Origin of the sequence: Thalassobaculum sp. (assembly GCF_040219615.1) — a bacterium.
In the GTDB taxonomy this organism is placed as follows: domain Bacteria; phylum Pseudomonadota; class Alphaproteobacteria; order Thalassobaculales; family Thalassobaculaceae; genus Thalassobaculum_A.
In genome coordinates this window covers 233,124-246,012 of the sequence record NZ_JAVJSE010000038.1, presented here as the reverse complement: position 1 = coordinate 246,012, position 12,889 = coordinate 233,124, and the positions used below count along the sequence as shown (strand labels likewise).

Sequence of the window (12,889 nt, the reverse complement as noted above, 5' to 3'; positions counted from 1 at the left end):
GGGGCGTCCGGCGGCCCGTCAAATTACCGTCTGTTCACCCGGCCTCGATGCGCCGCACGAAGGACTCCAGGAGTGTCCGGTACAGGGCGTCCTTGAGGACCTTGTCCTCGACCCCGGCGTCGATGTTCGGGTTGTCGTTGACCTCGACCACGAACACGCCGCGGTCGTTCTGCTTGAGGTCGACGCCATACAGGCCGGTTCCCATCAGCCGGGTCGCGGCGACTGCCACGTCCAGCACCTGCTTCGGCGTGTCCTCGACCGCGAAGGTCCGGAAGCCGCCGTGCTTGGCGCGGCCGGTGGCGCCGTGGTTGTAGATCTGCCAGTGCTTGGGCGCCATGGTGTACTGCGAGACGAACAGCGGCTTGCCGTCCAGCACGCCGACCCGCCAGTCGAACTCGGTCGGCATGAACTCCTGCGCCAGGATCAGGTCGCTGTCGGCGAACAGTTCCTTCGACTTGCGCTTCAGCTCGTCGAGGTTGTCGGCCTTGGTGACGCCGCGCGAGAACGAGCCGTCGGGGATCTTCAGGACGATCGGGAACGACAGCTCCTCGGTGGCCCGCTTCAGGCTGCGGGCATCGAGCACCAGGGTCTTCGGCGCCGGGATCTTGCGGGCGATCAGGGTCTCGGCCAGGAACACCTTGTTGGTGCAGCGCAGGATCGAGGTCGGGTCGTCGAGCACCGGCATGCCCTCGTCCTCGGCCTTGCGGGCGAACCGGTAGGTCGGGTTGTCGAGCGCCGTGGTCATGCGGATGAACAGCGCGTCGAACTCGGCGAGCCGCGAGTAGTCCTTCGGCTGGATCAGCTCGACGGACACCCCCATCTGGGCGCCGACCCGCTCGAGGGTCGCGAGCGCCTTGGGATCCGACGGCGGCAGCGCCTCCTTGGGATCGTGCAGGACCGCGAGGGTGTAGCGGACGCGCTTCGAGGTTCCCTTGGGCGCGCGCCAGGCCCGGCGGGTATAGGCCTCCAGGGCGGCGGCGAAGGTCGGCTGCTCGGCGGCGTGCAGCTCGTCGATGGTGCGCGGCCGGATCGCCTTGACGTAGAAGCCCCATTCCGGGTCGCGGCGGATCTGCACGCGCAGGATCGGCGCCCGGAACCGGTCGAACGCCTCGCGCGCCACGCGCTCGTAGCGCGGGTCGGCGGTGCGCCCGAAATACGCGTCGATCGAGAACGAGGCTTCCGGCGTCTCCTTGATGCGGGACAGCGCGCGCAGCAGTACCCGCTCGACCGCGCGCATGCCGGTCCAGGCCCGGCCGCGTTCCTTCAGCGACAGGATCGCGGCGGCCGACGGGATCACGCGGTGGCCGCGCGCCTCGGCCAGCAGCGACGCGTAGTAGCCCTGGCCGAGATAGACCAGGTCGCGGGACAGGTTGACGATACGGACCGTCTCGTCGCCGAAGGTGATCGGCTGGGTGAGGTAGTCGCGCGTGCGCACGACCCGCAGCCCCTCGGGCGGGATCGGCAGGTCCTCCATGCGGTCGACCAGGACGACGAGGACGCTCACGTCACGAGCTCCCGGCCGCGGATCAGGACGGCCGCCTGCAGCCGCGACCGGCCGTAGCGGGTCATGCTGTCGAAGGCGGTTCGGGGGACCGGCACGTGCACGCAGTCCATGTCGGTCTTCAGCAGGTCGTCGTCCATGTCCGGGTCATGCACCAGCAGGAAGCGATCGTCGACGCCGGTCACGACGATCCAATGGGGGACTCTCTCGGCGTTGAAGCGATAGGAACTGATCAGCAGGATCGGGATCCAGCCGTCCTCGAGGGCGGCCTGCAGGTCGGCGGGGGTGATCGGCGCGATCTCGGCCTCGAGGCCGGCCTCGCGGAAGTCCTCCCGGACCGACGCCTGGGCGCGCTCCATGATACGCTTCTTCTCGGCGCTGCGGACGGTGTCCAGGAACAGCGGCCCGCTCTCGGTCACCACCACCCGGACGTCGAAGCCGCGCCGGTGCGCAGCCAGGGCCAGGCCGTACGGCCCGCACCCGCCGTGGCCCGATGTCATGAAGATGGTCGTGGCCTCGCGCCAGATCCGGATCTCGTCGTTCGGGTGCATCTGGCGCGACGGGTCGAGCGCCGCCATCGCCATCATCACGCAGGCCGGTCCGCAGGTGAACTCGGTTGTCTGGTGGTAGTAGGGCACCTGCGGCATGGTCGGCGGCGGGCTGAACGTCATGCGCTTCTCGTAGCGCCAGCCGTCGCCCTCGTCCTCGTAGTAGTGCGGCAGCGGCATGATGCGGCGGTAGCTGCGGCCCTCGTACAGGGCGATCGCCGCCGCGTTGTCGGCCCGCACCTCCAGCCGCAGGGCCACGCAATCGTGTCGCCGGGTCTCGGCTTCGGCGTAGTCGAGCAGCTTCATGCCGATGCCGCGGCCGCGCGCGTCCGGGTGCACGGCCAGCGAGTACAGCCGGGCCAGCGCGGTCCCCAGGTGGAACAGCACCAGGCCGTAGCCGAGGATGCCGCCGCCGGCTCCCGGCGCCTCGGCGACGAACAGCGACGCCTTCGCCCTGGTCAGCATGTGGTGGAAGCTGCGGCGCGACAGCCGGTCGGACTCGAAGCAGGTCTCCTCGAGCTGTACCAGCGCCGGGATGTCCGCCACCGACCCCGGCCGGATCGTGACGGGCTCGCTCCGGCGCTGCGGCCGGGCCGGGGTTTCGAGATCCTGCAGGGCGTGCGGGGACATCTCGGGGACGCCTTTCGCGTCGGGGCTGCGGAGCACAACGTGCCGCTGGCCTTCTAGATCGATGATCCGTGTTTCAAGTCAACTGCGTCAAGCGCATGACTGGGCGGCGTTTCACGATCGATCGGTTGCGCCGACCACATGGCGGACCGAATGCACCCGGTCGACCTCGCCGCGCGGCGCCAGGTCCCATGTCCAGGTCTCGTCGGCGGTCGGCGCAGCCGCGCCCTTCAGCGGGTCGAGGCTGGCGACGATTTCCCCGCCCGGCCCGACGATCTCGATGGCTCGGTCGCAGACCAGGGCGGCCGGGCAGGGCAGCCGGCCGAGCCAGTCCAGATGCGCCTCGACCAGGGCCCGGCCGAGCCGGTCGGCCGCGTCGTCCTCCAGCTCGCGGGTCGCCACCACGGCGAGTTGCGAGAGCAGGTTCACCGAGGCGACGAAGCGCAGGTCCGGGCGGTCGAGCAGGAAGCCGGGGGCGGCGACCCGCGGCAGCTCGGGCAGCGACTCGGTGACGTCGTGACGAATGCAGGTCACGTTGCCGAGCCGGCGCGCGGCCCGCTGGGTTGCGGCCGAGATAGCCAGGTCGACCAGCTCGACCCTCCGGAACCGGGCCGCCAGCTCGGCCAGCGGCACGTCGTACAGGTGGCCCGCCCCGAGGATTACGGCGGTGCCGTCCGGATCGACCGTCATGGCCGCCCGCAGCACCGCGGCCCGGCTGCGCGCCTCGTGCGGGGCCCAGGCGGCGCGGTGACGCCGCCGGCGCGCGGCGATCGCCACGAACTCGGACAGGTGCCCGGAACGGCGGGCGAACGGCAGGCTGGGGGTGACCAGCCAGTCGAGGGCTTCGCGCAGCATGGCGCGAGTGTATCGGTCCGGTCCGGGTCGTCGAGAGCCTCGGCAGAAGCCGCGAATTCCCTAGCTCGCCAGCCGCGCGCGGTCGACGACGGCGTGCACCGGCAGATCGGCCGCGCCGCCGCCGAAATCCCCGCGCCAGCCGTCGCCGAGCCGGGTGGCGCAGAACGCCGCCGCCACCTCGGCCGGCGCGTGGGCGACCATCAGGGCGGCCTGGAAGGCGTGCGCCGTGCGCTCGACCACGGGGCGGGCCGGCGTCTCGTCATACGTACTTAGTATCGGTCGCGGATTCGGGTAACATTCGGGGCATTGCTGGCCGGGCATCCGGAAAGGGCAAGGCCATGGGCTTGGCCTTCGGAACTCGCGAGGAACGGTACCGGCGTTCGATCACGACGCTGCCGGCAGACGAGTCATGGGCTTTGGCCAGACGCCTCGCCGACGGGCAGACCGACTGCTGCGATGCGTTGATGGCCAGTCTCGGCAGCCCGCCGCCGCTGATCGTCTGGGACCCGCCGGTGGACGACCTGGAGTCGGAGGCTCTCCGTCATCTCATAGGCTGGTGGCACGCTTCGATGGCCGAGGCAGACGGTCCGCCGCCGCCGGAGATGGTCGATCCCTTGGCACTCCGACCGGCGCTCGGGTCGGTCTCGTTGCTCGACGTCCTCGACCAGGGCCGGGAGTTCCAGATCCGCCTGCACGGCTCCGACGTCGGCAACACGCTCGGCATGGACATGACCGGCATGAAGGTCGGCGAGATGACGGTGCCGTTCATGGCGTTTCTGATCGTTACCTATCGCGCGCAGTTGCTCCGCCCGGAACCGCTGCTGTTGCGATACACGCCGGCCATGGAGTTCTTCCTGTCGGCCTGGTGGCGCATCGGGCTTCCGCTGATGCGCGACGGCAAGGTCGTTCGGCTGCTGATCGGGATGGAGCGGGCTCCGCGCCAGCCGGAGCTGTGAGGCGACGGCCCGGGCCTGAGAGCTTGAGAATGTATTCCGGTATGGCCTGCGCCGGCTTTCCGCGTTCGTCCGCCAGGAGGGCGGCGCAGCGCGATGCGGTGCCATCGGGCAAGCCGGCCGACGCCGCGGACGGGCGCGGAAAACCGGCCCTTCGGGTCGCGTCAGGAAGCCCGCCGACGGCGTCGCGACGTCTCGCCGATGCGCCGCATCGCCTTCACCGCCGCTCCTGGCCGCCGGACTTCCTGACGCGACGCAGGCCATGCCGGAATACATTCTCAAGCTCTGAGGACACGCTCCCGTCAATGGCACGCCGAGCGGCAGAAGCACGACGACTCGATCGGCACGTCGGCCCGTGACTTCGCGAACTCCAGCCGCTGCCGCAGGAGCCGGAGCTCGCCGGCGTCGCCGGAGCGTGCGAGGCATTCGGCCAGCCCCTGCAGCGCCCAGATGTTGTCCGAGTGCTGGCAGCAGCGCGGGATGCCCTGGTCGTAGCCGAGATCCGTCCGGTACACCGCCTCCGCCTCCTCGAACCGGCCCTGCTCGGCCAGCAGCGCGCCCAGCGCGTGGCGCGGCGGGTGCATCCAGGCCCATGGCTCGGTGTAGTTGAGCGCGTCGTCGCGCTCGACCGCGAGCCGCAGGCTGGCGAATGCCCGGTCGTGGTTGCGCTTCCGGTATTCCAGCTCGCCGTCCAGCATCGCCTCGCCGATCCGCAGCATCACCCGCACCGGATTGCTGAGGAAGATCGCGTCCTCGGGGATCGCCTGCGCCGCCTGCGTGAAGGCCAGCCGCGCGGCCTCGGCCTCGTCGATCCGGCCGAGGGCGGCGTACGCCACGCCGCGGGCATAGGCGTGCATGGCGGTGCCGATCGGGCGCAGGGCGGGCGCGTCCGGGGCCGGCATCGCGACCAGGTCGGCCCAGCGCCCGAACCGGATCAGCACATGGGTCCGCATGGCGGAGTAGCCGTCCAGGATCGACGCCATGAAAGGCGGGCTCGCGGCGATCAGGTCGGACGTCGCCATCCGGCAGATCCGGTCGGCGGCGTGCAGGGACTTGCCGTACTGGCCGAGGAACATGGCCGAATACATGAACAGGTGCAGGTTGTGGCAGCGCGCGGTCGTGTAGAAGTTCGCGTCGCCGGCGAACGCCAGGTATTTGTCGTCGGCCCGCACCGCCCGCTCGCTCTGCGCGACCGCCTGGGCGTAGTCGCCGCACAGCACGTAGACATGCGCCGGCATATGCTCCAGATGGCCGGCGTCCGGGGCGTAGCCGCGCAGCATGTCGGCGGCCTTCAGCGCGCGCTGCGGGAACGGCGACATCTCCAGGGCGTGGATATACATGTGCAGGATGCCGGGGTGGACCGGCCCGTCATGCTCGATCCGCCGGACCCAGCGCTCCAGGACCGGCATCACCTCGTGGGTCCGGGCGGTCGGGTTCGGCTCGCCGGTCGTCAGGTCCCAGAGCTGGCGGGGCGTGCAGGTGACCGCAGCCTCGGCGTAGAGCGCCGCGATGTCCGGATCGTCCCCGAAGCGCTGCGCGGCATCGCGCATCGCGTCGGCATAGTCCCACTGCCAGCGGTTCAGGACCGCGCGGTCGGTGTCGTGCCGGTTCCGGTAGCGCCTGGCGAGGGCGTGGACCAGGGCCTGCTCGGCCGGGTCGGCGTTGCCGGCGAGGGCCAGGGCCTGCTCGATCGCCTCGCGGCAGACCGCAAGGGTCGCGGCGACCTCGGCGTCGGTGTAGCGGATCCAGGGCCGGTTGTAGAACGGGCCTGCGGCACAGGCGATGCCCCACCACGCCATGGCGCAGGACGGATCCTCCTTCAGCGCCTGCCTGAAGCAGGCGACGGCTTCCTCGTGGTTGTAGGCGTAGGTCCAGTTCAGGCCACGGTCGAACCAGGCCTGGGCGGCGCTCGAGGCGGCGGTGACCCGGCGCGACCAGGGTCCCAGTTCGAAGGGATAGTCCATGCGCGCTCCCGGTCGGCCCCGTTCATGCCGGATGCGGCGACACTAGGCGGACCCGCCCCGAAGGGGAAGCACTCGAACCGAGTCCTCGGTCCGCCAGGGTCGCAACGATGGGCGTCGGCATGCGTTCACCCCGCAGCGGCCGGTACCGGCGTCGGCGGCGCGTTTGCCCTCCAGCAGCGACAACCGGGAGCGACATGACCGATTGCAGCAGGCGGCCGCCACCGCGGGTCCAGAGCCTGAGCGAGATCGTCGAGCGGATCCTCGAGGCGGGCGATGGCCGGCAGGTGCGGATCGGCGAGATCCTGGCGCATGTCGGCCCGCGGTCCTACGGGCCGTTGCTGCTCGTGCCGAGCCTTCTGGTGGTCTCGCCGCTGAGTGCGATACCGGGTTTCTCGAGTCTCGTCGCGCTCTGCATCATGCTCGTGGCAGGCCAGATGCTGATCGGTCGGCGTCGGCCGTGGGTTCCCGGCCTCGTGGTGAACCGCGGCATCGATCGCGACCGGTTGCGCGCCGCCGGCAAGTGGTTCGGCAGGGTCGGAAGGCGCATCGACCGTGTCGTCGGGCCGCGGCTGGAGTTCCTGACGATGGGACCGTTCGCACGGCTGATAGCGGCCATCTGCATGCTGATGGCATCGGTCGTCCCGTTCCTGGAACTGCTCCCGACCGCCAGTTCGGTGATCGGGGCCGTGGTCGCGGTGTACGCCCTGGCGCTGTCGGCCCATGACGGGCTGCTGTCGATCATGGCGCTGGCGCTGACCGTGGCAGCCGGATTCTTCGTCGGAAGTCTCGTGCTCTAGGGGGCCGGATGCTTCTTTGCCCAGTGCCGGGCGATGTCGACGCGCCGGGTCACCCACACGCCTTCCTTGGCCGCACAATAGTCCAGCAGCCGGGCCAGGCCGGCGGCCCTTGAAGGGTGGCCGATCAGCCGCAGGTGCAGGCCGCAGGACATCATGCGCGGGGTCTCCGCCCCTTCCTCCCACAGCATGTCGATGGCGTCGCGGACATGCGCCACGTAGTCGTCGGCGGTCGGGAAGTGGTTGCGCGCGAACTTGGAATCGTTGGTGGCGAGCGAGTAGGGCACCACCAGGTGCGGGGTGTCGCCGACCCGCGTCCAGTACGGCAGCTCGTCGTTGTAGCTGTCGCTGTCGTACAGGAAGCCGCCATGCTCGATCAGCAGGCGCCGGGTGTTCACGCTCGGCCCGTGCCGGCAGTACCAGCCGGGCGGCTTCGCCCCGGTGGTGCGCTCCAGCGAGGCGACGGCGCGGCGGATGTGCTCGCGCTCCTCTGCTCCGCTCAGTCGCCAGTGCTCGACCCAGCGCCAGCCGTGGCAGCAGATGTCCCAGTCGGTCTCGCGGATCGCCGCGGCCGCCTCGTCGTGGCGCTCCAGCGCCAGGGCGCAGGCATTGACGGTGGCCGGAAGCCCGCGCTCGGTGAACAGCCGATGCACCCGCCAGAACCCGACCCGGGTGCCGTATTCGTACATGCTCTCGGCGGCGAGGTCGCGCGAGCCCGGGCCGTTCGGCGAGTCCGGGGACTCGGTCAGGCCGGCCTCGGAGAACCCGTCGCCGTCGGGGATCGAATACTCCGACCCCTCCTCATAGTTGATCACGAAGTTGATCGCCACCCGGGCGCCGCCGGGCCAGTCCGCCTTCGGCGGGGTGCGGCCGTAGCCGACGAAGTCGCGGGCGAGATGGGGCTGCAGGTTGGGGTCGGTCATGGAGGGATGGGAGCATGGCGAGGGCCCGGCGGCAACGTGTCCGACACGTGTCACCAACAGTACGTGCCACCCCCGTTGACTCCGCGCCCGGCATTCCGCACCCTCGCGCCCGTTACGTGATGCTGGGGTGCCCGCCGTGTCGTGCGGCGGGCTGAGAGCAAACCCATCGAACCTGAACCGGGTCGCGCCGGCGGAGGGAGACGTCACGGTCTTGGACGATCCCCATCGCAAGGCCGAAGTCCCTCCCGCCCCGTCCGGGCCCGAGGAGCGAAACCGATGCGCCGCCTGCTGCCGATCCTTCTGACCACCGCCGCCCTGACCGCGACCCCGGTCGCCGCGAACGCAACCGAGCCGGTCGCGGTCTCGGTGCTGGTGCCGATCACCGGATTTCTGGCGCTCGAAGGAACCGCCCAGCGCAACGGCGCGGTGCTGGCGCTCGACAACCCGCCGCCGGGCGTGACCGTGAGCTACCAGGTGGCCGACACCGCGACCTCGCCGGAAGTCGCGGTCACCGCCCTGCAGCGCGCGCTCGACCGCGAGAACCCGGTGGCGATAGCGGCGCCGATCTTCGGAACCCAGATGCTGGCGATGGCGCCGATCGCCGACCGGGCCGGGGTGCCGCTGATCACCGTCTCCGGCACCGCCAAGCTGACCGAACTCGGCCACAAGGTGGTGTACCGGTTCTTCCCGACCGACGCCGTGGTCAAGGTCGCCCAGGCACGCTACGCGGTGCAGGAACTGGGAGCCAGCAAGCCGGCGATCCTCTACCAGACGACGGCCTACGGGCAGAGCGGCCGCGAGCACCTGGTCCGCACCCTGAAGGAACTGGGCGTCGAGCCGGTGCTGCAGGAGGCCATCGACCCGGGCATCCGGGACCTGGTCCCGGCGCTCGAGCGGGCCCGGGCCGCCGGCGCCGACAGCCTGCTGCTGCAGCTGCATTCCGGGCCGACCGCGCTGGCGGTGCGGCAGGCCCACGGCCTCGGGATCGGCCTGCCGATCGTCGCCGGATCGGCGATGCACCAGCCGACCACCGCCGCCCTGGTGGAACCGGTGGAACTGAAGGGGGTCTGCGCCGAGACCGCGTCCTCCCCGGTGTCGGACACTGACGGCGAGATGGCGGCGTTCGCGGAGGCCTACCGCAAGCGCTTCGGGACCGAGCCGGACGCCTTCGCGCTCGGCCAGTACGACGGCATGCGCATGGTGCTGGCGGCAGTCGCCGACGGGGCCCGGACCCCGGCAGCCGTCGGCGACTGGCTGGCCGGCCACCGCTACCGGGGACTGGCCATGACCTATGTGTCGGACGGCACCGGAAACATGGCGCACGACGCGGTCATCGTGTGCTACGACGGCGTGGGGCGGGTGCCCGCGGTCGTGAAACGATATGACGCGGTGGACGGGGTGAAGTGATCGAGGCGGCGGCGCAGCTCGCGGTCAATGCCATTGCGCTCGGCGCGATCTACGCGCTGGTGGCCCTCGGTTTCGTGCTGGTGATCGGCGCGGTCGGCGCCGTCAATTTCGGACATGGCGAACTGGTGATGCTCGGCGGCATGGTCGCGGTCGGGGCGGCGACGCTGCTGCCGGCCGACACCGCGCTGCCCGGGCTGGTGGTGCTGCCGGCGGTGCTGGCGGTCATGGCGGTCGCCGGCCTGGTCGTCGCCGCCGTCGCCTACGCGCCCTTGCGCCGGGCGCCGCCGACCTCGGTGTTCATCGCCACCATCGCGGTCGGCCTGATCGTCCAGCACGGCGTGACCGCCGGCATCGGGCCGGAGCCGCGGCGGGGCCCGCCGCTGGTCGACGGCGGTGTCGTCGACATCGCCGGCATCGGGCTGTCGCACCAGCAGCTGGCGACCATCGCCGCCGCCGCGGCGCTGATCCTGGCCGTCCATGTCCTGCTCCAGCGCACGCGGTTCGGTCGCCGGCTGCGGGCCGCCGCCCAGGACCCGGAGATGGCCCGCGCCATCGGCATCCCGGTACCGATCACCATCGCGGTCAGCTTCGCCCTGGCGGCGGCGCTGGCCGGGGCGGCCGGCCTGCTGCTGTCGAACCAGTACCTGGTCACGCCGACCGACGGCGGCATGCTGATGCTGAAGGCCTACATCGCCACGGTCATCGGCGGCTGGGGGCGGATCTGGGGCGCCGCGCTCGGCGCTTTCGCGATCGCCGTGTTCGAGACCCTGGTCGCCGCCGCCGCATCCTATCTGGTGGCCGAGGCGCTGCTCTATGTCGGCGTGCTGGCGGTGCTGGCGTTCCGCCCGCGCGGGCTGTTCGGCGAGGCCGCGGGGCGACGCGCGTGATGGCACCGGATCGCCGCACCCTGGTCTACCTGGCCGCCCTGGTCCTCGGCCTGGGCGCGGTCGTCGGCCTCGGCGATGCCTATGTGCTGCGCGTCGCCACCCTGGTCGGGATCTACGCGATCGCCGCGATCGGCTACCAGCTGGTGTTCGGCCGGCTCGGCCTGCTGTCGCTGGCGCAGGGTGCGCTGTTCGGTATCGGGGCCTATGCCAGCGCCATCATGTGCCTCGAACTGGGCCTGCCCGCGCCGATCGGCCTGCTGGCGGCGATGCTGGTGCCGGCGGCGGTCGGGGCGCTGGTGGCGCTGCCGATCGCCCGGCTGGAGTCGCACTACGTGGCGCTCGCCACCCTCGGCCTCGCCCAACTCGCCCTGCTGGCCGCGACCAACCTGGAGATCACCGGCGGCGCCAACGGCCTGTACGGGGTGCCGCCGATCGCCGGCGGCCCGGTCCAGATCGGGCCGCTTTCGGTCGGCAACGGCCTGCCGATGCTGGCGCTGGTATGGGCGCTCGTGCTGGCCGCCCTGCTGGTCTCGCGCTGGGTGCTGTCCGGCGGGCGCCTGGCCCGGCTGGCGACCATTCGCGACGCGCCGCACGCCGCGCTGACGCTGGGCCTGAACCCGGTGCCGGCGCGCCTCGCCCTGTTCGCGGTGGCGGGCGGCTTCGGCGGTCTGGCGGGCGGCCTGCAGGCGCACGGGCTCGGCGTGGTGTCGCCGGCGGTCACCGGGTTCGAGGTGATGGTGACGATCCTGACCATCGCCGTGGTCGGCGGCCGTGGCAGCGCGCTGGGCGCGGTCGCCGGGGCGGCGCTGCTGGTCCCGTTGCCGGAATTCATGCGTTTCCTGGAGGGCGGCTACCTGGTGGCCTATGGCGTGGTGCTGCTGGCGGCCATCGTGCTGGTGCCGCGCGGCCTCGACGGCCGGCTGCGCGACCGGCTGCCGCGCCGGCCGCCGCGCCTGCCGGAGATCGCCAGGCCGTCCGTCCGCCGGCGCGGCAAGGCCCTGATCGTCGACGGGTTGCGCAAGCGCTTCGGCGGGGTGACGGCGCTCGACGGCGTCTCGTTCTCGGTCCCGGCCGGCACCGTGGTCGGGCTGATCGGCGCCAACGGCTCCGGCAAGACCACCGCGCTGAACCTGATCAGTGGGCTGGAGACGCCGGACGGCGGCCAGATCCGTCTGGGCGGCGTGCCGCTCGGCGACCGCGCCGCGCATCACCGCAGCGTCCTCGGGCTCGGCCGCGGCTTCCAGCACCCGGAGGTTCCGGAGGGGCTTTTCGTGCTGGAGGCGGTCGCCGTCGGCGCCGCCGACCGGACGGTCGCCATGGCGGCCCTGGACGGGGTCGGGCTGGCGGGGCGGGCGGCCGACCCGGTGGCGGCGCTGGGGGCCGCCGAGCTGCGACGGCTCGACCTGGCACGGGCCCTGGCGACCGGGCCGGAGGCGCTGATCCTGGACGAGCCGGCGGCCGGCCTGACCGGCGACGAGCGCGCGGCGCTGGCAGCCCTGCTGCGCCGGCTGGCGACCGAGGGGCTGGCGGTGCTGGTGGTCGATCATGGCATGGACTTCCTGATGCCACTGGCCGACCGGATCGTCTGCCTGGACGCCGGCAAGGTCCTGGCGGCGGGCACGCCCGAGGAGGTCCGTCGCAACCCGGCCGTGGTCGCCGCCTATCTGGGCCAGGGGGTGGCGGCATGATCGACGACGGGTCGCAGGGCGATGGCCTGTCCGTCCGGGACGTCGAGGTCCGGATCGCCGGCTCGACGGTTCTCGGCCCGGTGTCGGTGGTCGTCGAGCCGGGGTCGGTGGTCGCCGTTCTCGGCGCCAACGGCGCTGGCAAGTCGACCCTGCTGCGCGCGGTCGCCGGGGCGGATCCGGTGGCCCGCGGCCGCATCTGGGTCGGCGAGGCGGAGATCTCCGACTGGCCGCCCGAGCGCCGGGCGCGCGCCGGGGTCGGCTGGGTGCCGGAGGGGCGGCGTCTGTTCCCGGGTCTGACGGTCGAGGAGACGCTGGACGTGGCCGCCCCCGGCAACGCCGCCGCCCGGACGGCGCGGATCGACGCCATGCTGGACCGGTTCCCGGTGCTGGCGGACAGGCGGCACGAGACCGCCTGGCGGCTCTCCGGGGGGCAGCAGCAGATGCTGGCGATCGCCCGGGCGGTAATCGCCGAGCCGGTGGTGCTGCTGCTGGACGAGCCGTCGCTCGGTCTCGCCCCGGTGGTGCGCGACCAGGTGTTCGAGAGCGTGCGCGGCCTGGCCGCGGCCGGGACGGCGGTGCTGCTGGCCGAGCAGGATACCGGCCGGGCGCTGGCGGTGGCGGACCGGGTTGTCGTACTGTCGCGCGGCCGGCTGCTGCTCGACTGGCCGACCGAGGTCGCGGTCGGCAACCCGGACTTCGAGCAGGCGCTAATCGGCGCGTGACCGCCGGGAGCCGCCATCCG

At 72.0% G+C, this 12,889-nt stretch carries 12 protein-coding genes and 1 riboswitch; of the genes, 6 read left to right on the top strand and 6 right to left on the bottom strand.

All coding sequences use genetic code 11. The features are described 5' to 3' along the window. Window positions 1-34 precede the first annotated feature (34 nt). From RIC31_RS19995 to RIC31_RS19980, 4 genes are all read right to left on the bottom strand, one after another. A complete protein-coding gene (locus tag RIC31_RS19995; protein WP_350111858.1) occupies window positions 35-1,504 on the bottom strand; it encodes a RimK family ATP-grasp domain-containing protein in 1,470 nt (489 codons plus the stop codon). Then, window positions 1,501-2,679 carry a peptidase C39 family protein gene (locus RIC31_RS19990; protein ID WP_350111856.1) on the bottom strand — a complete coding sequence of 393 codons (1,179 nt, stop codon included), beginning with the start codon at window positions 2,677-2,679 and terminating at the stop codon, window positions 1,501-1,503. The genes RIC31_RS19995 and RIC31_RS19990 overlap by 4 nt, the downstream gene beginning before the upstream one ends. Window positions 2,680-2,790: 111 nt before the next feature. Further along, window positions 2,791-3,531, bottom strand: a complete 741-nt coding sequence (locus tag RIC31_RS19985; protein WP_350111854.1) for a hypothetical protein — start codon at window positions 3,529-3,531, stop codon at window positions 2,791-2,793. 60 nt (window positions 3,532-3,591) lie between these two features. Further along, on the bottom strand, window positions 3,592-3,771 hold the full coding sequence (locus tag RIC31_RS19980; protein ID WP_350111852.1) for a hypothetical protein: 180 nt from the start codon (window positions 3,769-3,771) through the stop codon (window positions 3,592-3,594). A 176-nt stretch (window positions 3,772-3,947) separates the two neighbouring features. Here RIC31_RS19980 and RIC31_RS19975 point away from each other — a divergent pair, with 176 nt between their 5' ends. Next, window positions 3,948-4,487, top strand: coding sequence for a PAS domain-containing protein (locus RIC31_RS19975; RefSeq protein ID WP_350111850.1), 540 nt, complete (start codon window positions 3,948-3,950; stop codon window positions 4,485-4,487). 299 nt (window positions 4,488-4,786) lie between these two features. On the opposite strand, the gene RIC31_RS19970 is transcribed toward RIC31_RS19975, so the two are convergent. Further along, a complete protein-coding gene (locus RIC31_RS19970) occupies window positions 4,787-6,448 on the bottom strand; it encodes a tetratricopeptide repeat protein (RefSeq protein WP_350111848.1) in 1,662 nt (553 codons plus the stop codon). Between the two features lie 194 nt (window positions 6,449-6,642). Between RIC31_RS19970 and RIC31_RS19965 the strand changes: the two genes are divergently transcribed. Further along, on the top strand, window positions 6,643-7,245 hold the full coding sequence (locus RIC31_RS19965) for an exopolysaccharide biosynthesis protein (RefSeq protein ID WP_350111846.1): 603 nt from the start codon (window positions 6,643-6,645) through the stop codon (window positions 7,243-7,245). Here RIC31_RS19965 and RIC31_RS19960 read toward each other — a convergent pair. Then, on the bottom strand, window positions 7,242-8,165 hold the full coding sequence (locus tag RIC31_RS19960) for an allantoinase PuuE (RefSeq protein ID WP_350111844.1): 924 nt from the start codon (window positions 8,163-8,165) through the stop codon (window positions 7,242-7,244). The genes RIC31_RS19965 and RIC31_RS19960 overlap by 4 nt on opposite strands. A gap of 113 nt (window positions 8,166-8,278) precedes the next feature. After that, window positions 8,279-8,382: riboswitch (TPP riboswitch) on the top strand. A gap of 59 nt (window positions 8,383-8,441) precedes the next feature. On the opposite strand from RIC31_RS19960, the gene RIC31_RS19955 reads away from it, so the two are divergent. From RIC31_RS19955 to RIC31_RS19940, 4 genes are read left to right on the top strand one after another with little or no spacing between them, the layout of a single operon-like run. Further along, window positions 8,442-9,572 (top strand): ABC transporter substrate-binding protein, encoded by a 1,131-nt coding sequence (locus RIC31_RS19955; protein WP_350111842.1) that lies wholly within the window; start codon window positions 8,442-8,444, stop codon window positions 9,570-9,572. Continuing rightward, window positions 9,569-10,459 carry a branched-chain amino acid ABC transporter permease gene (locus RIC31_RS19950; protein ID WP_350111840.1) on the top strand — a complete coding sequence of 297 codons (891 nt, stop codon included), beginning with the start codon at window positions 9,569-9,571 and terminating at the stop codon, window positions 10,457-10,459. Before RIC31_RS19955 ends, RIC31_RS19950 begins: the two co-directional genes overlap by 4 nt. Further along, window positions 10,459-12,147, top strand: a complete 1,689-nt coding sequence (locus tag RIC31_RS19945) for a branched-chain amino acid ABC transporter ATP-binding protein/permease (RefSeq protein ID WP_350111838.1) — start codon at window positions 10,459-10,461, stop codon at window positions 12,145-12,147. The genes RIC31_RS19950 and RIC31_RS19945 overlap by 1 nt, the downstream gene beginning before the upstream one ends. Next, window positions 12,144-12,869 (top strand): ABC transporter ATP-binding protein, encoded by a 726-nt coding sequence (locus tag RIC31_RS19940; RefSeq protein WP_350111836.1) that lies wholly within the window; start codon window positions 12,144-12,146, stop codon window positions 12,867-12,869. Before RIC31_RS19945 ends, RIC31_RS19940 begins: the two co-directional genes overlap by 4 nt. Window positions 12,870-12,889 lie beyond the last annotated feature (20 nt).